Annotated in this window: 17 protein-coding genes; 9 read left to right on the top strand and 8 right to left on the bottom strand. The window is 63.9% G+C overall.

All coding sequences use genetic code 11. The features are described from left to right. Positions 1-85: 85 nt before the first annotated feature. Positions 86-1,357, bottom strand: coding sequence for an aspartate aminotransferase family protein (locus tag AC4D2R_RS14775; protein ID WP_490940887.1), 1,272 nt, complete (start codon positions 1,355-1,357; stop codon positions 86-88). 993 nt (positions 1,358-2,350) lie between these two features. Here AC4D2R_RS14775 and AC4D2R_RS14770 point away from each other — a divergent pair. Further along, positions 2,351-3,556 carry a low temperature requirement protein A gene (locus tag AC4D2R_RS14770; protein ID WP_490940886.1) on the top strand — a complete coding sequence of 402 codons (1,206 nt, stop codon included), beginning with the start codon at positions 2,351-2,353 and terminating at the stop codon, positions 3,554-3,556. Between the two features lie 295 nt (positions 3,557-3,851). Here AC4D2R_RS14770 and AC4D2R_RS14765 read toward each other — a convergent pair whose 3' ends face one another. The 5 genes from AC4D2R_RS14765 to AC4D2R_RS14745 form a co-directional block, all read right to left on the bottom strand. Further along, positions 3,852-4,295: a DoxX family protein gene (locus tag AC4D2R_RS14765; RefSeq protein ID WP_490940885.1), complete on the bottom strand. Its 444-nt coding sequence runs from the start codon at positions 4,293-4,295 to the stop codon at positions 3,852-3,854. 253 nt (positions 4,296-4,548) lie between these two features. Beyond that, entirely contained in the window at positions 4,549-5,040 is a 492-nt protein-coding gene (locus AC4D2R_RS14760; protein WP_490940884.1) for a hypothetical protein, read from the bottom strand. 116 nt (positions 5,041-5,156) lie between these two features. After that, positions 5,157-5,591, bottom strand: coding sequence for a hypothetical protein (locus AC4D2R_RS14755; protein ID WP_490940883.1), 435 nt, complete (start codon positions 5,589-5,591; stop codon positions 5,157-5,159). A gap of 160 nt (positions 5,592-5,751) precedes the next feature. After that, positions 5,752-6,237 (bottom strand): hypothetical protein, encoded by a 486-nt coding sequence (locus AC4D2R_RS14750; protein WP_490940882.1) that lies wholly within the window; start codon positions 6,235-6,237, stop codon positions 5,752-5,754. A 354-nt stretch (positions 6,238-6,591) separates the two neighbouring features. After that, the gene (locus tag AC4D2R_RS14745) at positions 6,592-7,323 is read right to left on the bottom strand and encodes a LysE family translocator (RefSeq protein ID WP_490940881.1); all 732 of its coding nucleotides are present in this window, start codon (positions 7,321-7,323) and stop codon (positions 6,592-6,594) included. 206 nt (positions 7,324-7,529) lie between these two features. On the opposite strand from AC4D2R_RS14745, the gene AC4D2R_RS14740 reads away from it, so the two are divergent. Both AC4D2R_RS14740 and AC4D2R_RS14735 read left to right on the top strand, forming a co-directional pair. Beyond that, complete coding sequence (locus AC4D2R_RS14740) at positions 7,530-8,423, top strand: LysR family transcriptional regulator (RefSeq protein WP_490940880.1); 894 nt, start codon at positions 7,530-7,532, stop codon at positions 8,421-8,423. A gap of 367 nt (positions 8,424-8,790) precedes the next feature. Further along, positions 8,791-9,222: a hypothetical protein gene (locus AC4D2R_RS14735; protein WP_490940879.1), complete on the top strand. Its 432-nt coding sequence runs from the start codon at positions 8,791-8,793 to the stop codon at positions 9,220-9,222. Between the two features lie 57 nt (positions 9,223-9,279). Here AC4D2R_RS14735 and AC4D2R_RS14730 read toward each other — a convergent pair whose 3' ends face one another. Continuing rightward, positions 9,280-11,268, bottom strand: a complete 1,989-nt coding sequence (locus AC4D2R_RS14730) for a DUF6541 family protein (RefSeq protein ID WP_490940878.1) — start codon at positions 11,266-11,268, stop codon at positions 9,280-9,282. Positions 11,269-11,782: 514 nt separating this feature from the next. Here AC4D2R_RS14730 and AC4D2R_RS14725 point away from each other — a divergent pair. From AC4D2R_RS14725 to AC4D2R_RS14715, 3 genes are all read left to right on the top strand, one after another. After that, on the top strand, positions 11,783-13,576 hold the full coding sequence (locus AC4D2R_RS14725) for an ABC transporter family substrate-binding protein (protein ID WP_490940877.1): 1,794 nt from the start codon (positions 11,783-11,785) through the stop codon (positions 13,574-13,576). Positions 13,577-13,750: 174 nt separating this feature from the next. After that, the gene (locus AC4D2R_RS14720) at positions 13,751-15,292 is read left to right on the top strand and encodes an ABC transporter permease (RefSeq protein WP_490940876.1); all 1,542 of its coding nucleotides are present in this window, start codon (positions 13,751-13,753) and stop codon (positions 15,290-15,292) included. After that, on the top strand, positions 15,289-16,323 hold the full coding sequence (locus tag AC4D2R_RS14715; RefSeq protein ID WP_490940875.1) for an ABC transporter permease: 1,035 nt from the start codon (positions 15,289-15,291) through the stop codon (positions 16,321-16,323). The genes AC4D2R_RS14720 and AC4D2R_RS14715 overlap by 4 nt, the downstream gene beginning before the upstream one ends. A 17-nt stretch (positions 16,324-16,340) precedes the next feature. Here the strand turns inward: AC4D2R_RS14715 and AC4D2R_RS14710 are convergent, their stop codons facing one another. After that, positions 16,341-16,967 carry a PH domain-containing protein gene (locus AC4D2R_RS14710; protein WP_490940874.1) on the bottom strand — a complete coding sequence of 209 codons (627 nt, stop codon included), beginning with the start codon at positions 16,965-16,967 and terminating at the stop codon, positions 16,341-16,343. 101 nt (positions 16,968-17,068) lie between these two features. Here AC4D2R_RS14710 and AC4D2R_RS14705 point away from each other — a divergent pair, with 101 nt between their 5' ends. The 3 genes from AC4D2R_RS14705 (at position 17,069) to AC4D2R_RS14695 (ending at position 21,939) form a co-directional block, all read left to right on the top strand. After that, a complete protein-coding gene (locus AC4D2R_RS14705; RefSeq protein ID WP_490899581.1) occupies positions 17,069-18,883 on the top strand; it encodes an ABC transporter ATP-binding protein in 1,815 nt (604 codons plus the stop codon). A 352-nt stretch (positions 18,884-19,235) separates the two neighbouring features. Then, the gene (locus AC4D2R_RS14700; protein WP_490940873.1) at positions 19,236-20,876 is read left to right on the top strand and encodes a peptide ABC transporter substrate-binding protein; all 1,641 of its coding nucleotides are present in this window, start codon (positions 19,236-19,238) and stop codon (positions 20,874-20,876) included. 136 nt (positions 20,877-21,012) lie between these two features. After that, entirely contained in the window at positions 21,013-21,939 is a 927-nt protein-coding gene (locus AC4D2R_RS14695; RefSeq protein ID WP_490899583.1) for an ABC transporter permease, read from the top strand. Positions 21,940-21,951: the final 12 nt, after the last annotated feature.

Genomic DNA, 21,951 nt, shown 5'->3' with positions numbered 1-21,951 from the left:
AAGGGGACCGGCATCCGGTGCGCCTGTTCGGCGGGTGCCCGTTGCTGGGCCTGCAGGGGAGCGAACACCATCCGTCATGGTGGACTCAATATTTCGCGGAAACGGCCGCCGTGACGGTGGCGATGGCGTCTTCGAAGCGTTTGAGGCCGGTGGAGATTTCTTCGGCGGTGACGATAAGGGCGGGGATGAGACGAACGACGTTGCCTGCGGGGCCGCAGGTGAGGGTGAGCAGGCCGTGGTTCGTGGTGGCCTGTTGGACTGCTGCTGCGGTGGCGGCGTCGGGGCGGCCGTCTTCGGTGGTGAATTCAATGCCTTGCATCAGGCCCTTGCCGCGGACGTCGCCAATGACGGGGAAGCGGGCCTGAGTTTCTTTGAGTCCGGTCTGGAGCTGCTCGCCGCGGATCCGTGAGTTCTCCACCAACCCTTCGTCACGGATGACGTCGAGGGTGGCGACGCCAGCGGCGGCAGCGACCGCATTCCCGCCGTAGGTTCCGCCCTGGGACCCGGGCCAGCCCTTGGACATCAGTTCGGAGGAGGCGGCGATTGCGGAAATCGGAAAACCGGAGGCGATACCCTTGGCGGTGATCAGGATGTCCGGGGTGGCGGTGGAGTACTGGTGTCCCCAAAACTTGCCCATGCGGCCCACGCCTGTCTGGACTTCATCGAAGATCAGCTGGATGCCGTGCCGGTCGGCCCGTTCGCGCAGTCCCTCCTGGAAAGCTGCCGGGGTGGGCAGGTACCCACCCTCACCGAGGGCCGGTTCGATCAGGAATGCTGCAGTATCGTCGGGCGCGGTGCGGGTCTGGAGCAGGTAGTCCAGTTCCTTCAATGCGAATTCCACTGCTGCCCCCTCATCCCAGCCGTACCGGTAGGCATACGGGAAGACGGACATGTGCACCCCCGACATCAGTGGGGAGAACCCTGCGGAAAACTTCGTTCCGGCAGTGGTCAGCGACGCCGCCGCAACCGTCCGACCATGGAAACCGCCCTGGAACACTACAATGTTTGGCCGGCCCGTGGCCATCCTTGCCAAACGCATCGCAGCCTCAACCGCCTCTGATCCGGAATTGGCGTAGAACAACGAATCCATGTCTTCGGGCAGTACCTCACCAAGCTTCTCGGTCAGCGCCAGCAAAGGCTCGTGCATCACCGTGGTGTATTGCGCGTGGATGATCTTCCCAACCTGATCGCGGGCAGCCTCAACTACCCGCGGATGGCAATGACCCGTGCTCGTCACACCGATGCCGGTAGTGAAATCAAGATACGACTTTCCATCAGTAGCGTGTAGCCAGCTGCCGAGGGCGTGATCAACCACCAGTGGGGTCGCTTGCTTCAGAAGTGGGCTAAGGGAAGTCATGTGTCCCATGGTGCGGGCCTGATTATCTTATTGTCAACAATTGCCTAGTGTGAAGCGGCGCGTCTTTGACGCCGAAGTTCGCAGTTCGGGGCAGACCCCTGCCAGGACTTCGGCTCTTCATTCCAGCGGCCGGGACAGGCGATGACGTCCTCGAGGTTTCGGGGGACGGGAACGCGCTCGCTGTCGGGCCAGGGGGTGATCTGCTCCGGCGGTGGGATGTCCGGTACGGATCGACTCCAAGGAATCCGGACTGTTACGAGAAGCCTTTACCGTCGCTCGCCAATCCGCTCACTGACCTTTGCGCTGGGCAGGACGTAAGCCGGGTCTACATCGAGCACCTCAGCGACGGCAGCGGACGAGATGGTGTACCAAGGGGAGGTCATAGGAGCCCTGTCCGTCACCGCTTCGACGTCGGCAAAAATTCCGCGGACCAAATCCGCACGGTGCTCGGCAAGAGGACGATGTCGTAACCGCGCTGCATGTATGGCACGAACGCCACCAAGACCCCGTCGTCATAAAGTTCGAATCGTCCACTAAGGGGATCGTCCTTCAGACTGCCGTGAGAGCGTCCCCGTGGCTCCTTGCGTAACCCCTGATGTGGCGCGTGACTCGCGGGTGGTTGAGCTGAGATTTTGGTCATGGTGTTCAACTGCTCCGTCAGCACGCGGGTCACAGTGATGCCCTGCGCCCTTGAACGGTTGGGCCGTCGTTATGGTCGAGCAGCACGCTGAGCGGTAACAGGAGTTCCACCGGCCTCGTTCCTTCTTCTATGGTTCGCGCGGCGGTTTTGTCCACGCACTGCTCTGACCGGTGACACCTGCGATCTGTGACTGTGGTGAACCCGGGGAATGGTTGTCGCGTCGCGGCATTCGCTGATTGGCACGAGGGTTTTGCACTTCGCCTGCCGGATCCTACTGTGGAATGGCATGCTGCCCGTCCGACCATCGCATACCTAGGACTCCAATGCCGTCCTCCACGCCCAGACCCTCCCTCATGCGTTCACGCTCGAACGCTGAGTCGCACCGGGTGTCATTTGTCGAGTTGTTCTTCGACCTCGTCTTCGTCTTCGCCATCACACAGATCGCCCACGGGCTCATCGACCACCCGGACGGCGGAACATTCGCCCGGACCCTCGTGCTGACGATGGCCATGTGGTGGGTGTGGGTATACACGACCTGGTCGATGAACTGGTTGAGTCCTGAGCGGTCGCTGATCCGGGTGGTGCTCATCGCCGCGATGCTGATCGTCCTGCTGATGTCCAGCGCCATACCGGAGGCATTCGACGAAGGTCAGGGGCTGATCTTCGCGCTGGGCTACGTATGCCTGCAACTCGGCCGCGCAATCTTTGTGGCTGCCGCATTACGTCATCATGATGCGGTGGTGAGCCTGAACTACATCCGAACGTCGATCTGGTTCGCAATGTCGGGCGTGTTCTGGATCCTCGGCGGACTCGCTCCATCCGAGGAACGCCTGTACTTCTGGGCCGCGGCAATCGCGATCGACCTGCTGGCACCCCTGCTCCGCTACGGGCTGCCGGTTCTGGGATCGACAGCGCCGTCCGCATGGACCGTCTCCGGGGAGTACATGGCCGAACGCACGGGACTTTTCATCATTGTGGTCCTGGGGGAATCGATCATCGTCACGGGCACTGCATTCGGCGAGCTCGAGGGCAATCCGACGCAGGTGAGTGCCTTCCTCTCGGCTTTCGCAAGTACTGTCCTGATGTGGCTGCTGTACTTCGCCCACGACGAGAGCCGGGGCCGGCGCTTCATCAACGCCTCCCAGAACTCGGGCATGGTCGCCCGATCGGCTTACACCTATGCCCCCGTGGTCCTCGTGCTCGGTCTAGTCCTCACCGCAGTCGCAGATGAACTCGTCCTGCTTCACCCAGACGACAACATAGGAACTGAGGACCAGTACATCCCGACAAACCTGCTGATTTGGACGGCATCATCCGTCTATCTGCTCGGCAACCTCCTGTTCAAACGAGCCATCGGCAGGCCGTGGTTGGCATCCCATATCGCCGGAATCCTCGCGCTCGCCGGCCTCTTCGCCGCCTCGAACGCCCTTACGCCGCTGGCCATGAATTGGGCCAGCAACGCCGTGCTGCTGGCAGTCATCGTGTGGGACTACCGCACCCGGTCCCGCGGCGAGAGCAACAGGCATGAGAACCAAGACGACTCCGCCACCATCGACTAGACGTCCCGACGGACCTTGAGAAAATCCGGGCGATTACGAGAAGTCTCGAGAGGTCTTCGTGGCCGCTCGCAAGGCAAGTCCAATTCCCAGCGCTGGGGCTTTCGAAGCCATTATGCCGCCGTCGTAACTGGCGGCGGACCTCCTCATCAACCCGGCCGGCACCACGAAGCGGCTGCTGGACAACTCCTGCTCTATACAGCCGGGTCTCTGGAGACATGCCGGCCTCCTTAGGCGGCTGGACACAGAAGGAGCCGGGAAAAATCTCCCGGCTCCTTCAATGTGGTTCAGGGACGGTTCAGGCGGACACCTTCACGCGGGTGTTCCGCGTGGCGATGGCGCGGTCCGCCGACAGGGGGCCGGCCCCGGCCAGGGCAAAGAACAGAGCGGCCGCCCCAAGGAGCAGCACGAGTTCGATGCCGCCCTCGGCGACGAAGAAGCCGGCAGAGAGGTGAACGAGTACGAGGGCGCCGAGTGCAATGAGCACCTGAAGGGCGGCGACAACGCGGGTTCCCAGGCCGACGATGAGCAGAATACCGCCAACGAGTTCGACCGCGGCGGCGAAGGGCGCGGCGATGACAGCCAGCGGGATGCCCATCTCGGAGAAGGCCGCCTGGGTGCCGGTGATGGTCCACTCGTTGACCTTCTGCCAGCCGTGCAGAGCGAAGGTAAGGCCCAGGACGACGCGGAGGATGATCTGCCCGAGAGCAGCTGAAGATTTGGGGAGGGAGGAGAAAGCCATGCTAACGACCCTAACGATCGAATAGTTGAATCTTCAACTTATCGGGTCCTTCCGTGACATTCATCATGTGAAGGCGTTCCACCCGGGTGCTTCTGGAATCCAGCCGGGGACCGATTCATGTGGACGAAAGTCCCAAGCGCAGGGTGGCCCGGCTGCCGCCGGTGAGCTTGAGTGCTCGGAACGCCACCGTCAGCAGGACCGGCCAGCCGGCCGCTATGAGCGGACTGTGCCCCGAGGCGCGGAGTTGGACGGGTTAGCGCGTGATGGCGAGCGGCTTGAACGGCTCCGCGCAGGATGCCCGTTCCAGGTTCACCGTTCCTTGTATGCGGTTGTTCCTGCCGGTGTCGTCGCACCAGTCAACATCGTGCGGCATCGCGGTGACGGCCGCTTCTCCAGCCGCCATCTGGGCCGGGACAGGGAAGGTGTAGGTGAATGCGCCGGCATCGGTCATGGGCGCCGTCGTGTTGATCACTTCCGCACCTTGCTCATCGGTGACTATCACCTGGATCTGGGCGTTCTCTCCGTAGCGGGGGTTGCAGTCGGCCCCGGGCGCCTCGACCGTGACCACATCTCCGGGCCCGGCCGTGGTGGGAGTGACAGAGTACTCGGGCGGGAAGCATGGCGGTTCAGCGAACAAATCGGAGGAGCATCCACTGGCGGCGGCGATCAGCGCCGACCCCACCACGAAGGCACCCACGAACCGCCCCTCGACCGTCCTGATGGAATACCTCGAAGGGAACTTCATGACCCCATTGTGGGTGCCGGTTGCGCGAAGTTCCCCTGCGGCTGGAATTCGTTCCCCTAACGTTGCGATGCCAGCCGACGTGGTGGACGCTCCACTGCCCTGCAGGGCCGCAGAATTCATAGGCTGGAGGGCCCCTGTTCGTTCTCTAGCCGATCTGCATTGATTGGACGTGTGAGGGGCAGCGCGATGGTGAAGGCTAGTGAGGTGGCGAGGAGACCTGCCAAGCCCAGCAGCATGAGGAGGAAGCCGCCGATATCTGCAACGGCTGCCTGCGGAGTGCGGAATGAGAAGAGGTAGATTCCGTTGGCTATGAGCATTGGCACTCCGGCGATCCCAAGGAGGATGGCGCCGAGTTTCAGCTGCGTGGGTCGGCACCTTGTTTTCCGGCCAGCCAAGACGAAGGCGATCGGGACGCTCACGCATACGACGGCCGAACCGATATGCGAGACAGTGAACAGGTTCAGCTGTCCCAACTGAGTCCAGAGGTATCCGCAGAGGAAAGACAGCACCAGTGCAATCAGGCCGGGCAACGCGCGAAGAAGGGCAGTCATGGATCACTGTCGCACACTCCAAGGAGCGCGTCGCGGCGCTACGCCCATGGGCGGCTTCCCGTTTGAAAGCCGCTTTCTCAACCGGGGCTTTCACGGTTCAGGCAGGGGTGCTTCATGGGCAGTACGGAACCCAGCAGCGCACACCGGTGAGCCGGCGGCCTCACTCCGGCAGATAGGGCCGATACGGGTCCAAGGTGCCATCGACCACCGGCACGAGGAGGTCGACCGTACCTTCACTGGTTTCGGCGGTCAGCGTCGTCCGTGCACCCGGGGCGTCCCCGGCGCTCTGGAGCAGCGTCGGGTTCGTATCCAAGGGCAGGCTGCCCTGCCCCGGCACGACGACGATTCTTTGCTCGTCTGCATCGCTGATGGTGACCTCAACCGGCGTCTCTGCGTTGTTCTCCAAGGTGCCCAGGATCCGGGCGGGGCCACCCTCTGCGGCGGTGACGAGAAGGACGCTGCGCAGGTCCACTGCTCCCACGCTCTTGTCATCACCCACCGCCGTCGAGTTCCAGTTGTCCTCGCCCCCGGAGGCACAGGCAGTGAGTGCGAGTGCTGCACCGGCGAGGACCCCTGCCAGCACGGCGGCGCGGGGTCGCCGGGGCCGAGGGGGCGGTCGGTCGGGTGGGTTCAAGACGGGGTGCACGGCTGCTCCTTGAGGACTTTCGGTTCCGCTTACGTCCTTCGACCGTAGGCAGTTCCGGGCCTGCAGGGGAATGGGCGAGACCTGACCGCAACACCATTCAGAGGCTCCATCCAGAAACTGCACAGCGGGCGTGCAGACTCCATACCGCGCGTGTCGGCATGCTGAAACCAGTCGCCGTCACCGGGTCAATCCCGTCCGAGACAGACCGCACGACGCCTTGCTCGCGCAGCAGGTTGACCGTGCCCAGCACGTCGACGGGTTATCGGCCTAGCCGGTCAGCGTGCCAGACAAGGGACAGCATGGGAGGTCTCTCTTGGGGCGAGTGTCTGCCGTCCGCGCGAACATCATGGTCTGTTAAAGCAGTGCGGTAAGGACGGGAATTGTGGTCATGAGCCCGAGTGCGATGAAGACCAGGCCGGAGACGCGGTGGATCCCTTGGGCGACGGTGGGGCGGTTGAGCCAGGTGCCGGCGGTGTGTGCCCCTAGGGCGACGATGACGAGGTAACCGCCGATAACTGCTGCTACGGTGCCGCCAATCACTGCCACAACGTAGAGGGGGCCCGCGCTGGTGGGTGTGAACTGCGGTATGAGGGCGAGGAAGAACAGCCCTGTTTTTGGATTGGTGAGGCAGCACAATACTCCTGCACTGAAGGCTGACCAGCCGGTCGGCATGGTGCCCCGTGGCTGAAGGTCAGCGGCAACGGTGTCAGCAGGGTCTTCCGCAATGAGGGTATTGGTGCGTGGTCCCTGCGCTCCGATGACGATGCCTGCCGTTGCCGGCGTCGTGGCTGTGGTCCGGGTGCGGATGTGTGTCGTGAGGGCGCGGTAGCCGAGGTAGAAGAGGTAGGCACCTCCGAGCACGCGAAGGATGTGGAAGGTCACGGGCGAGTCCTGGAGGAAGGCTGCGACACCGGCAGCGACCAGGGCTGCCCACACGAAGATTCCTAATGCGGTACCAAGGGCAGCGAAAAGTCCAGCGCTCCGCCTGCGCAGGGCGTGCTGCAGGGTCAGCAGGGTGTCCGGTCCTGGGGTAATGGCGAGGATGACGGCTACGCCGAGAAGGGCGAGGTAGTTCGATGCGTCCATGGAAGTGGCCTTTCGAGGGCGGCGTCGAGCAAGCATGCCGGCGACAATGACGCCATTCTGCCTCTCGAGCAGAGGTGTTCAGTGCGGAAGAAGGGGCGTGGGGACGTACGGTAGCCGCACCCTCAGGTCCACCATGACAGGCCTTTAATGTGTGGCACAAGCAAGTAATTGCTTTGTATTGGTAGTTATCGCCATACGATGGATGGATGCTGGATCCTCATAAGCTCATCATTCTCCGCGCCGTTATATCTGCCGGCTCTGTCCATGGTGCTGCCGCAGGGTTGCATCTCACTCCCGCCACGGTGAGCCAGCACCTGCGCGTCCTGGCCCGGCAGACCGGGCTGGTTCTCTTCGAGAAGAGCGGCCGTGGCATCGAGGCCACGCCGGCCGCGCTTCATCTGGCGGAGGAAAGCAGCCGGGCGCTTGCTGATCTGGAGCGCCTCGAGCGGACGGTGGCAGACCTTCGCGTTGGAAAGGCGGAGCGGATTACGTTCTCATGCTTCGCATCGGTCGCTCAGGCGTGGATGCCGCATGTCGTCGGCGTCCTGCGGACCGTCTCACCTGGGACCGTGGTGGAGATCAGCATCAACGAACTGCACCCGGGCGGTGGGCGGCGACAGCCGGACATCGAGATCCGCAACGAAGCACTCGATGCGGATGCCCTCACTGTTGAGGGTTACCAGCGGCACGTCCTGGCCGAGGAAGAACTGCGGCTGGTCCTGCCGGTGGACCACCCCTTGTGCTCTCAGGACGTGGTGGACATGGCCCAGCTGCGTGACGAAGCATGGATCGACCACGACATCCACGACGGGCCAACCGGCCGTATTATTGCCCGGGCCTGCACGACGGCCGGCTTTTCTCCGCGGTACGTCGCCCGCCTCGATGACCACCATGCGGCCCTCAGCCTTGCTGCTGCCGGCCTCGGAGTTACTGTCCTGCCCCCGATTGCCCTGACAGGGATGCCCGATAGTCTCGCCGTCCGGCCCCTCACCGGGCCTACGGTCGGTCGCCGCATCGTCGCTTTCACCCGCACCCACCCCGTCAGGGCCCGCCTCATTCACACCGCACTCACGGCACTCCGTGAAGCCGCGACGCCCTGAACTACTTCGAGTGCCCAGCCATTCGCTCGAAATGGAACGTTGAGGATTGGCTTACGGGTGCGTCTGCGGGGAGGGAAACGACTTGCTCGGCTCGGGCCCGGCGGGGGTCCTGTATTTCGAGTTCGGGTTCGTGGGCGGTGCCACAGATCTGACGGCCCTGCCCATGCGTGGGCCTGTCCGAACGACCCGACGGCGTTAGAGGCGGTGCGCAGGTATAAGTGAGGACGGCGGGTGGCCCGGCACGTCCGGCACGCAGCGGCTACCCTTTGGATCACCTGATGCTCTTCGAGCGGCCCGCGTTTGACCGGCAGGGCTGCACGAGGGGACCGACTAACCGATCCGGGGGATGAGCATGGGAAAGGCACCGATGGCAGTTCCTTCAGCGATAACGGCAGCGACGGCACTTGCAGCCCTGTTCCTGCTGGGTTCAAGAGGCACGGTTACTGCAGCCGACGTGTGGGGATCCACGAACGACGCCCATTTCTTCGTTATTTATTGGCTGCTCCTGCTGGTATGTGGGCTTGGAACCGTTCGGTGGGGCCATTCGATCGGCAGGTCGTGGTCGGCGCGGTCATCATGGATCGGCTATCTGACCGCCGCAGCAATTGCATTCCATCTCCTCGTTTGGATATCCCTCGGCGTATTCCTAGGCCATGCCTCCTATCAGGAGGAGGTGGGCGGCGCCGATGCCAGTGTTTGGCCCGTGCTGGTGCTGGCGCTGGCTCTATCCGGTCTCACCGCCGCCGCGCGAGCAATTTCCACCCGCCTCGCCATGATTGGAAGGGCTTCAAGGACCTAGGCGCCTCAAGGACCTAGGCGCGAATCCGGACGACGGGACGTTCATGGCCCGCCCACTTCAGGGGGAGGGGGCGCAGTCCTTGAGCCTGTAAACGCCGGCATGCCCTACTTCATGGACCAGCTCGAACGATCCCGAGATGGCCGCCCGGCTGACCCCCGGGTATCGGAGCTTCCCCGGGATGTCCGCCGCGGAAATCAGGTCGTCCCCGAAATCGAGAAGATACTCGACGCCGAGCCGCTGGGCGGCGGCGCATACGGCATCAGCGGCTCCGATCTCGTCGAGACGCCGCCGCAGCAGGTCGCGGTCCTCGTCCAGGGCCGCCATCGACATGTAGGGGTAGAGCATCCGGCGGTCCGACAGTGCCTCGGCCAGAGCCGAACCGTTCCATGGGTTGCTGATCACCAGGGCGTCGGCCGGCACATGGCGGTCAAGCTCCCGCAGGAGGGCCAATTCGTCACGGTCCAACTGCTTTTCGCGGTGGGGGGTGTTGGGCACGCGGAAGGCATCGCCGAGGTTGCCGGTCATCTGCCACAGGGTGACCGATGACGCGGCGACGACGGAGCCGAGCACCACCGCAGCCACGGGAGCCCTCAGCCAGGACCGCGAGAAGCGTTCGGAGACCCGTTTAAGCACCACCGCGGTGCCGACGGCGGCCAGCGGCACGCCGAACATCGGGGCGAGGGCGGCAATCCGGTCGGGGTTGCCGTACCACGGCGCGATCAGCAGGTTCGCGAGCCGGCTTTCGGAGCCGATGGCGAAGGCATAGGTGACGGCGGTGAGCACGACGGTGGCGACCAGCCACCCGCGGTGCTCGTGACGGGTCAGCCGGTAGAGCCCGAGCACCACCAGAATGGTGAGGACAAGCGGCGGGGTGATCGTGGGGGAGGGCCAGTTCGTGAATCCCCGCAGGAGGGCTTCGTAGAAGGGCATGCCCTGGGGGTGTTTCCACCCGAAGAGCCTCATGAACGTCGGGTTGGAGAGCAGCAGCGCGCCGAGCACCGCGGCAGACACCAGGACCGAGCCCAGGCGTTTCAGGCCGGAGGCGCGGGATCGGCGGAAGCCCTCCCTGAACCACCGCATAACCATGAGCACAATGAGCGGAGTCAGCAGGAACACCAGCGAGAAGACCGCGTTGGGCTGCGAAAGCGCGAGGCCGGGCAGGTAGAGGATGAACTGAACGACGGCAGCGGTGAGCGCCAGGGCCGGTTCCCGTCCCTGCCGGAGCAGGATCAGGGCCAGGGCGAGGCCGCCGGGCAGCAGCGCGTTCGCCAGGAAATTCGGGTAGACCGATCCGTAGTACAGGAGCAGGTACGGGAAGGCGGAGAACCCGGCGGCCAAGACGCCCGCCGCTGCGAGGACTCCGGGGACCGGGCCGACCAGCGTGCGCGTGAGGAACAGAACGTTCAGCGGCCAGACGACGGCGGCGGTGAGGATCCAGACGAGGTTCGTTGCCGCGGGGATGCTCGCCCCGGACAGCTGGATCACCAGGCTCACGACGTCGTGCCAGGCTGCCGGGTAAAAGGAGCCGCCCGCTGTGGGACGCACGTAGGCGTTGATCGCGAAGGATGAAGCGTCGCCGTCGACCAGGATGTAGCGGACGGCGTTGAGGTGGAAGACGGTGTCGTAGTTCTGGGTGACGCTCTCAAGGCCGCCGGCCGCAATGGCGAACCTCAGGGTCACGAGTACTGCGGCTGCGGCTACTCCAACCAGCCCCCACCGCAGGGCCGTGCGTTCCAGTCCGCCCGAGGTCCGTGCCAGGGTCTGCGGTGCCGGTTCCCCGGCCACCGCCGGTAGGAGCCTGCGAAGGATTCCCAGCACCACCAGGACCACAGCCAGTCCGGCTGCTGGAACCCACCAGCCCCAGCTCATGCCGAGCCACGGCCCCACGATGGCGCTGACGCTGACAATCGACACGGAGAGTGCCGGGGTGAGTGCGAAAAAGGCGAAGCCGCGCACGCGCAGCATTCGAAGGATGGCGGCACCAGGGAGGGTGAGAATCACCGCCGCTGCAAGCAGAGCCAGTGCGGCTTCGGCGGGAGAGGTCACGCCGCAAGCTTAGCGGCAGCGGGTTGATTCCCCGCACCCGGACGGTCCTGGGGAACCGCCTGCCCGAAGGAACTAGCGCCTGCCCGCTCCTGCCGCCACAGTGGCGGACACCCGTGCGGAACGCCGGGATACCTGCCGGGGCGCCGTCCGGTACGAGGATGAGGCAGGCGGGAGCCCGTCCGATCCCCATACCGGACGGGCCCGATGCCACCGCCATGAGCGTTGTGAGACCTATATGGCGGCCCAGACCACACTAATGCCCGGGCCTGAATCAGACAACGCCCCCGGAGCCTCCCGGTGAGCTCCGCCGGCCCGGGCGCCGCCGCGGCCGGCGTCCTGCTTTGGTTGCATCTCGGTAACAACCGCAGCGCCGCAATTGAATCGATACCCGCTGGTAACCGTCGGCTACTAGGCTTCTGCTCATGTGAGGGGCGCCACCCCACAATATGGCGCGTGGCCCGCCATGTAAGACCACATGGGGGGCTGAATCCACACCAATAAAATAGGAGGCGGAATGCGTTTCGGACGTATTTCCAAAGCGGTGAGTGTCGCGGCTGCCGCTGCACTTGCTCTTAGCGCGTGCGCTGCCAATACCGGTGCCGAAAACACCGAAGGCACTGACGGAGAACAAACCGGCGGCGAAATCCGAGTTGTTGAAGTGAACGCGTTCAGTTCTTTCAACAACGGAACCTCGGAAGGCAATGTCGATATCAACGGCAATATTGCCTACATCACGCATTCCGGCTTCAACTACATCAACAATGATCTTGAAGTGGTCCCCAACACCGATTTCGGAACCCTCGATGTGGTTTCCGAAGATCCATTGACCGTGAAGTACACGATCAATGAGGACGTTAAGTGGTCCGACGGCGAACCGGTCGATGCGGGTGACATGCTCCTGGCGTGGGCCGTCGGTTCCGGACACTTCAACGACGCGAAAACCGACGACGCCGGCGAGGTGACGTCGGGAACCAACTACTTCGACTACGCGGGGGACACCAGCGGACTTGCCCTCACCGACGTTCCCGAGATCGGTGACGACGGCCGCTCGATGACGCTCACGTATTCAGAGCCTTTCGCCGACTACGAAGTGGCCTTCGGCACGATGACGGAGGGTGGCATCGGGATGCCCGCCCACGTCGTCGCTACGAATGCCGGGCTCGCCGACGAAGACGCGCTCATCGAATTGATCCAGACGGAGCCCAAGGGCGATCCGGAGAAGCCGCAGGACCGCCCGGAGCTGAAGGCTGTCGCAGACTTCTGGAACACCGGCTTCGACACCAAGTCACTGCCGTCCGACCCCTCGCTGTTCCTCTCGAACGGCCCGTTCATCGTCTCGGCCATGACCCCGGACCAGAGCATGACCCTCGTGCGCAACGAGGACTACACCTGGGGGCCAATGCCCAAGGTCGACGAGATCACCATCCGCTACATCGGCGAGGCTCCTGCCCAGGTGCAGGCCCTGCAGAACGGCGAGGTCGACATAATCGCGCCGCAGGCATCGGCCGACACCGCCGAGCAGCTCGAAGCCCTCGAAGGCATCCAGGTCCTGCGTGGCAATGAACTGTCCTACGACCACCTCGACCTGAACTTCACGGGAGTCTTCAAGGAAGAGAACGTGCGCGAAGCGTTCATGAAGACGGTGCCGCGGACCCAGATCGTCGACTCGATCATCAAGAAGCTGAACCCCGAGGCCACTCCGCTGAACTCGCAGCTGTTCCTGGCCGACCAGGAAGGGTACGAGGAATCGGCCGAGAACAACGGGTCGGAAGAGTACAACGAGGTCGACATCGAAGGCGCCAAGGAACTCCTCGACGGGGCAACCCCCGAGGTGCGCATCATGTACAACCGGGACAACCCGAACCGTCTTGACGCTTACACGCTGATCGCCGAATCAGCGACGCAGGCCGGATTCAAGATCGTCGACGGCGGGCTCGGAGCCTCTGACTGGTCAGCGGCCCTGGGTAACGGCACGTACGACGCAACGATCTTCGGTTGGATCAACAACGGTGTTTCGGTCTCGGGCGTGCCCCAGATCTTCAAGACCGACGCGGGCTCGAACTTCAACACGTTCTCAAGCCCCGAAGCCGACAAGCTCATGGACCAGCTCATCGTGGAGACCGACCCTGCCGTCCAGCAGGATCTGCAGATCCAGATCGACAAGCTGATCTGGGACTCCAAGTATGGGCTGCCGCTGTTCCAGCTGCCCGGAATCAACGCCCATACCGACAACATCAAGGGTCCCGAGTACATGCCGAACCAGACCGGCATCTGGTGGAACTTCTGGGATTGGGAAGTCACCTCATAGTTTCGGTCGACCTCGTCACCGAATCCTGAAAGGTGCCGGAACCGCCTCAACCGGTTCCGGCACCTTTCGCATTTCCCCGCCCCCGGTCCACATAATTCCGGACACTGTGCGCTTGGATTAGAATTCAGCGATAGCCCGGAAAATCGGCGACACAGATATTGAGGCCTCGTCAGCATGGTCACCTACATCGTTCGGCGTCTTATAACAGCGCTCCTCATCCTGTTCGGCGCCTCATTCCTCGTCTACCTGCTCACGGCGGCGTCCGGGGATCCACTGGAGGAACTGCGCGCCAGCAACGCCCCCAACCGGGAGCAGCTCATCCAGGCGCGTACCGAACTGCTCGACCTCAATACGCCGGCCCCCCTGCGGTATTTCGGCTGGCTCTCCGGTGCGGTGCAGTGCGTTGTGCCGTTCCTTGGGAACTGCGACCTCGGGCGGAGCATCCAGGGCGAAGCCGTGACCGACGCGCTGATGCGGGCAACGGGCAACACGATCCTCCTTGTCACGACCGCGACGATCCTCGCGATCGTCATCGGAATCTCCCTGGGCATCATCACCGCCCTCCGGCAGTACAGCGGGCTGGACTACGGCGTGACCTTCATGTCCTTCCTGTTCTTCTCCCTTCCCATTTTCTGGCTCGCGGTGCTGCTCAAGGAGTTCGGCGCCATCGGCTTCAACAATTTCCTTCGCGACCCGGACATTCCCGTCTCGAGCATTGTTGTGCTCGCCGTCGTCAGCGGCGTGATCTGGATGCTGTTCGCCGGAGGCTCGGCCAAGCGCAAAGCCGTGGCCTTCGCGCTCGGGGCACTGGCCGCGGCGGCGTTCTTCTCCGTCCTCAACCTCGTCGACTGGTTCACCAACCCCGGCCTGGGACCGGTGGTGATCCTCGTATCCGGTGTGGCGCTGGCCTACGGAATCACACTGCTCACGGCGGGCCTCAAGAACCGCCGGGCGCTCGGCTCGGCGATGATCATGGTGGCGCTGGGGCTCGTGGCTTACTACGTGGTGAATCCCATGCTCGGCGCGGCAACCATCTGGCTGATGCTCGGGCTCGGCGTCCTCACCGTCCTTGTGGGAATCGGCGTCGGCTATGCGATGGGCGGCTACGACCGTGGCCAGAGCATGCGCGCCGCGGCCCTGACCGGCCTGCTCATGGGCGGGCTCATCGTCCTTGACCGGTTCATGGTCACCTGGCCCTCCTACGTCGACAATTCACGCGTGCGCGGCCGGCCGATCGCCACGATCGGCGCATCGACCCCCGGGCTGGATGGCAACTTCTGGATCGAGGGGCTCGACAGCTTCACCCACCTGCTGCTTCCGACGCTGGCCCTGCTGCTGGCCTCGCTCGCGAGCTACAGCCGCTACTCGCGGGCGTCGATGCTCGAAATCATGAACATGGACTACATCCGCACCGCCCGCGCCAAGGGCCTCTCCGAGCGCGTCGTCGTGATGCGCCACGCGTTCCGCAACGCCCTGATCCCGCTGGCAACCCTGGTGGCCTTCGATATCGGGGCGCTGATAGGCGGCGCCGTCATCACCGAACAGGTGTTTGCGTTCTCCGGCATGGGCCAGCTCTTCGTCCAGGCCCTCCACCGGACCGACCCCAACCCGATCATGGGATTCTTCCTGGTGGTCGGCATCCTCGCGCTCCTGTTCAACCTCATTGCAGACCTCGTCTACTCGGTCCTTGACCCACGCGTAAGGGTGAAAACATGACTATCCAGGATTCGTCCGAAACCCCGCGCGGCGAAGTAGGCCCTTCGCCCCGGGAGACGGGGCCGGTTGCCGATCCCGAGCTGAAGGGCATGTCGCAGGGCCAGATCGTCCGCAGGCGGTTCTTCGACAACACCGCAGCGATCATCAGCCTCGTCGTGTTCGCCCTGATCTTCATCCTGGCGTTCACCTCGCTGGGCTTCGCAGGGATCCCCGGGTGGTGGAAGTACAACCACACACAGTTCCTGCCCGTCGTCGGCGGCGGAGCCCCAACCGTCACCGGCCCCTTCAGCTGGGGCGATCACCCCTTCGGCCAGGATGCCATCGGCCGCGACTACTTCGCGATGACCATGCGGGGTGCGCAGAACTCGATCATCATCATGTTCCTGACCGGAGCCATTGCGGGCTTCGTCGGCGTGGTTGTTGGAGCCTGCTCCGGGTACTTCAGGGGCATGACCGAAGCGGTGCTGATGCGTTTCACCGACATCGTCATCATCATCCCGCTCATCGTCCTCGCAGCTGTGCTGGGCCGCACCGTCGGGGGCGGTCTCACCGGCGGGGCCGCCGTCTACTTCCTCGGGATCTTCCTCGGCCTTGTCGCGTGGACGGGCATGGCGCGGCTCGTGCGCGGGGAGTTCCTCTCCCTGCGTGAACGCGAGTTCGTCGATGCGGCCAAGATCGCCGGTGCGTCGAATGTGCGGATCATCTTCAAGCACATCCTGCCCAATGCCGTCGGCGTCATTATCGTGAACACCACGCTGCTGATGTCCGCGGCCATCCTGCTCGAGACGGCCCTCAGCTTCCTCGGCTTCGGCGTCCGCGCCCCGGATGTGTCGCTTGGCCTGATCATCAGCCAGAACCAGGAAGCCTTCCAGACGCGCCCTTGGCTGTTCTGGTTTCCCGGGATCTTCATCGTGCTCATCTGCCTGACGATCAACTTCATCGGTGACGGCCTGCGCGATGCATTCGATCCCCGGCAGAAGAAGTTCAACGCGCGCAAGGCCAAGGAATCAAGCCCTGCCGTGGACGCATGAGCGCGGTTCTGCGCCCGTCAGCGCACGCCCGCCGCGGCGGCGCCGGCGATCAGGAGCACACCGACGAGGATCGGCGCTGCGTTGATGCGCTTGGCGACGACGGCGGAATCGGTGGCGTCGATGTCAATAACGCCCTCGGCAAGAAGCTTCTCCCACTGGGATCGAACGAGGTAGGCGGCATGGCCGGAGTCGGTGTGCTTCAGGTCGCCGGGCCTGACCGAACCGCCGGGACCGTAGCTCGTTCCCGGGAGGTTGGTCAGGTGCTGGGGCTTGCCCGCATGGGTGCCCCAGACACCGGGGGCGGGTGCGGCCCACGCGGTGAACGACCCGCTCGGGGTCACAAGTTTCAGGGCGTACTTCGTATCGACGTGGATCAGTGCCGGCCAGGGCACCTGCACGGTGCTCAGCGGGTTGCGCAGAGTCACCCCGGAATCGTCGAGGATGACGCATGGGTACCAGAACAGCCACCACGCCACATAAGCGAAGGCTGCAAGCGGCACGACCGAGCCGAGCCCGGCCGATCCTTCGAAGGTGAGCACCGACGCGATGCCCACCGCGGAGATCGCGAAGGCGAGCCCGGTGAACCAGAGGCTGGTGCGGGCCTTGAAGACTGTAGCGCCGGAGGTGCTGCGGGGGCTGCTCATCGCTCTATAGTTTCAGGATTTCGCTCAGGCGGGTCAATCAAGCAATGCCGGGTGGATCGCCGGGGATACCCGGTGGGCGCCATAGTGAAGGGAAGTGCATCATGACGGCCAACATCATCGGCAGTGCCGACGACTCCGCCACCGGCACGCGCGGGCCGGTCCTCGAGGTCCGTAACCTCTGTGTCGACTTCGGCGTTGACAAGAAATGGGTGCCCGCGGCCAAGAACCTGAACTACCACGTGAACGCCGGCGAGGTCCTGGCGATCGTCGGTGAATCCGGGTCGGGCAAGAGCGCGAGTTCGATGTCGCTGCTCGGACTGCTTCCCTCGAACAGCAGGGTCACCGGGGAGGTGATCCTCAACGGCAAGTCGGTCCTGACAATGTCTCCCGCCCAGCTGCGTGAGGTGCGCGGCCGCGACGTCGCCGTGATTTTCCAGGAACCCATGACTGCGCTGAACCCCGTTTACACGGTGGGTTTCCAGATCGTGGAGACCCTCCGCCTGCACCGCCAGATATCCCCCGACGACGCAAAGGCGCGCGCCCTGCAGCTGCTCGCCATGGTTGAGCTTCCGGACCCCGAGAAGGCGTTCCGTTCCTACCCCCACCAGCTTTCCGGAGGGCAGCGCCAGCGGGCAATGATCGCGCAGTCCCTCTCCTGCGACCCAAGGCTGCTCATCGCCGACGAACCGACAACAGCGCTCGACGTCACGGTGCAGGCCGAAATCCTCGACCTGATGCGCAACCTGCGCACCAAGCTCGACAGCGCCATCGTGCTCATCACCCATGACATGGGCGTTGTGGCCGACCTGGCCGACCGGATCGCCGTCATGCGCAAGGGCGAGATCGTCGAGACCGGGACCGCCGCCCAGATCTTCGGGAACCCGCAGCACGAATACACCCGTGCGCTGCTCGCGGCCGTCCCGCACCTGGGGCAGGGCGCCGGCGGCGACGTCGACATCACGGCCGCTCTTGCCGCGGCAACGCACGCGGAGCTCGACGGGGTTGACCACGACGAGCTCGTGCGCCGGGAGCGGGAAGTGCTGGCAGGGCTCGAGGAGGAACTGGACAACCCGGTGGGCGCGGAGCCGGTCCTGTCCTTGAAGGACGTGGCCATCGAGTACCCGAAGCAGGGCCGGGTCCCCGCGTTCCGGGCGGTCGAAGGGGCGAACCTCGTTGTCTATCCCGGACAGGTGATCGGGCTGGTGGGGGAGTCGGGCTCGGGGAAGACCACGATCGGCCGCGCGGCTGTCGGGCTGCTTCCCGTGGCCGAGGGCACCCTGACCGTCGTGGGCACCAATATCAGCGCCATGAAACCGACGTCGAAGGAACTTGCGGCAGTACGCCGGCACATCGGCATGGTTTTCCAGGATCCCGCCTCATCCCTGAATCCGCGGCTGCCGATCGGTGAAAGCATCGGAGAGCCGATGCTGCTTGCGGGCGAGGCGAAGGGCGCCGAGCTGCAGAAGCGGATCGAGGTGCTCCTCGACCAGGTCGAACTGCCGCGCAGTTACCGCAACCGGTATCCCCACGAACTCTCGGGCGGCCAGAAACAGCGCGTGGGCATCGCCCGGGCGCTGTCGCTGAGGCCGAAGCTCATGGTCGCCGACGAGCCGACGTCGGCACTCGACGTGTCGGTCCAGGCGAGGGTGCTCGAGCTCTTCCAGAACCTGCAGCGCGAACTCGGGTTCGCATGCCTCTTCGTCACCCACGACCTCGCGGTGGTCGACGTGCTCGCCGACCACATCTGCGTGATGAGGCGCGGCCGGATTGTTGAACAGGGAACCAGGGACCAGATCCTGCGCAGTCCACAGGACCCGTATACCCAGCGGTTGCTGGCGGCGGTTCCCCTTCCCGACCCCGAACAGCAGCGGGAACGCCGGGAGCTGCGCGCAAGGCTTCTGGCGTCGTCGGACTAGCCGCCCGCGCCGGCCGACTATAGACCCCCCGGGCCCTGCCGGCGACCCCTGCGGGAAGTGTTATCGCTCACGGAAATGCCCCGGGGCACAGTACAGGGCCCGCCGCCACGGCGCGTTACCAAAACGTTACCTTCCGGCGGAGGGAACTGCTCCAGCGTTGAAACCCCGGGGTTGGGGCCGCCTTCCTGTGGCCGGGCTGGGAGTCGTCCAGCGCGCCGCACCTCATTTTGTTGCGTTGCACAATCTTTTCGGGCATATGATTTCCCGGTGTGAGTTGGCTCATGCGTACCAACCAAGCCAGCAGTCCCGGATGTAACATGCTCTGGGTCGATACCTACAACTAGGAGGCGGAATGCGTTTTGCGCGCAATTCCAAAATTCTCAGCGTGGCAGCGGTCGCTGTCTTCGCGCTGAGCGCATGCGGTGGCGGCGGAAGCAATGATGAAGCTGCAACCGGCGGCAACACCGATGCCGTGATCGTCGTGGACGGTTCTGAACCCCAGAACCCATTGATTCCCACGAGCACCAACGAGGTTGGCGGCGGCGCCATCCTCGATCTGATTTTTGCTGGCCTCGTAAGCTACGACGCCGACGGCAAGGTTCAGAACGAAATGGCGGAGTCCATCGAGACCGAGGACGCCCAGAACTACACGATCACCCTGAAGGAGGGCAAGACCTTCACCAACGGTGATCCCGTTACCGCAGCCTCCTTCGTTGACGCGTGGAACTACGGCGCAGCAGCCAAGAACGCACAGCTGAGCAGCTACTTCTTCGAGAGCATCGAAGGGTACGCCGAGGCAAGCGCCGAGGGCTCAACCGTCACCGAGATGAGCGGCCTCAAGGTCGTTGACGACAAGACCTTCACCGTTGCCCTGTCGCAGCCTGAGTCCGACTGGACCCAGCGCCTCGGCTACAGCGCGTTCTACCCGCTGCCCGAGGGAGCCCTCAAGGATCCCAAGGCCTTCGGCGAGAACCCGATCGGCAACGGACCCTACAAGTTCGCTTCCGAAGGTGCCTGGAAGCACAACGAGCAGATCGAACTCGTACCCAATGATGAGTACGAAGGTCCCCAGGAAGCTCAGAACGGTGGCGTGACGTTCAAGATCTACCAAAACGACACCACGGCCTACCAGGACCTGATCTCGGACAACCTCGACGTCCTTAAGACGATCCCGACGTCCGACATCAAGAACTTCAAGAACGACCTTGGTGAGCGCTCGATCGAGTCCCCGTACGCCGGCAACCAGACGATCGCCGTGCCGTACTACCTCGAAAACTGGGACGGCGAGGCAGGCAAGCTGCGCCGTCAGGCCCTGTCGATGGCCATCAACCGTGACGAGATCACCAAGGTGATCTTCAACAACGGCCGCACCCCTGCCAAGGAGTTCACCGCTCCCGTCCTCCCCGGCTACAAGGAAGACCTGCCCGGCAGCGAAAACCTTGAGTACAACCCGGAGAAGGCCAAGGAACTGTGGGCCGAGGCCGAGAAGCTCGAGCCTTACGACGATTCCGAAGCCCTGACCATCGCGTACAACGCCGACAAGGGCGATCACAAGACGTGGGTCGAGGCACTGGTCAACAGCGTCAAGAACACCTTGGGCATCGAGATCACCGGCAAGCCGTACGCCACCTTCAAGGAAGTCCGCACCGAGGCGACCGAGCAGACCCTCACCGGCGCGATCCGCTCCGGCTGGCAGGCTGACTACCCCTCGCTGTACAACTTCCTCGGACCGATCTACGCCACCGGCGCCGGATCGAACGACTCCGTGTACACCAACCCGGAGTTCGACAAGGCGCTGAAGGAAGGCCTTGCCGCCGACTCGATCGAAGAAGGCAACGAGGCAATGAACAAGGCGCAGGAGACCCTCCTCGAGGACCTCCCCGCCATTCCGCTGTGGTACCAGGTCGCCCAGGGCGGCTGGAGCAACAACGTGGACAGTGTTGAATTCGGCTGGAACGGCGTGCCGCTTTACCACGCCATTACCGGCAAGTAACCCGAACTCGGCATCGGGGCCTGCCTGTCACAGGGCAGGCCCCTTTTCCGTGCTCCAACGAAAAGGTTCAAACCCCAATGAACAACCCACAGCAGCGTTCCGTCCGAACGACTGATGCGCCGGGAGGTGCACGCTAATGGCCTGGTATATCTTCCGGCGCTTCTTGCAGCTGGTCCCTGTCTTCCTCGGAGCAACCCTCCTCGTCTATTTCCTGGTCTTCAGCCTTCCCGGCGATGCCACGGCAGCCATCTGTGGCGAGCGCGGGTGTACCCCCGCCGTCATTGCCGCGCTCCGCGAGCAGTACAACCTGGACCAGCCGTTCTGGGTCCAGTACCTGCTCTACCTCAAGGGCATCCTGACCTTCGACCTCGGCACCAACTTCTCCGGCCGCTCCATCGCCACGATCATCGCCGAGGTCTTCCCGACAACGGCGAAGCTCGCCGTTATGGCCCTGATCTTCGAAGCCGTCTTCGGCATCATCTTCGGCCTCATCGCCGGCCTGCGTAAGGGGAAGCTGTTCGACTCCTCCGTTCTGGTGCTCTCCCTCGTGGTCATCGCGGTGCCCATCTTCGTCCTCGGCTTCCTCATGCAGTTCCTGATCGGCGTCAAGCTCGGCTGGACGAACCCCACGGTGAGCGGTGACGCCACGGTCACCGAGCTGATCCTTCCGGCAGTCGTCCTCGGGCTTGTTTCGTTTGCCTACGTGCTGCGCCTGACCCGCACGTCCATCATCGAGAACATCAACGCCGACTATGTCCGCACGGCCACCGCCAAGGGGCTCAGCCGCAAGCGCGTCGTCGTCGTGCACATCCTCCGCAACTCAATGATTCCCGTGGTCACCTTCCTCGGCGCCGACCTCGGCGCCCTCATGGGCGGGGCGATCGTCACCGAGGGAATCTTCAACGTCAACGGCGTCGGCCTCACGCTGTACCGCGCCGTGCTGAACGGGGACGGGCCGGCGGTTGTTTCAATCGTCACGTTCCTCATCCTCATCTTCTGCCTAGCCAACCTGCTGGTGGACCTCCTGTACGCGTGGCTTGACCCAAGGATCCGGTATGCCTGAGATTGAAAAGAA

It is taken from the genome of Arthrobacter sp. TJ-217 (genome assembly GCF_058269255.1).
This window is presented reverse-complemented; position numbering and strand designations above follow the sequence as displayed.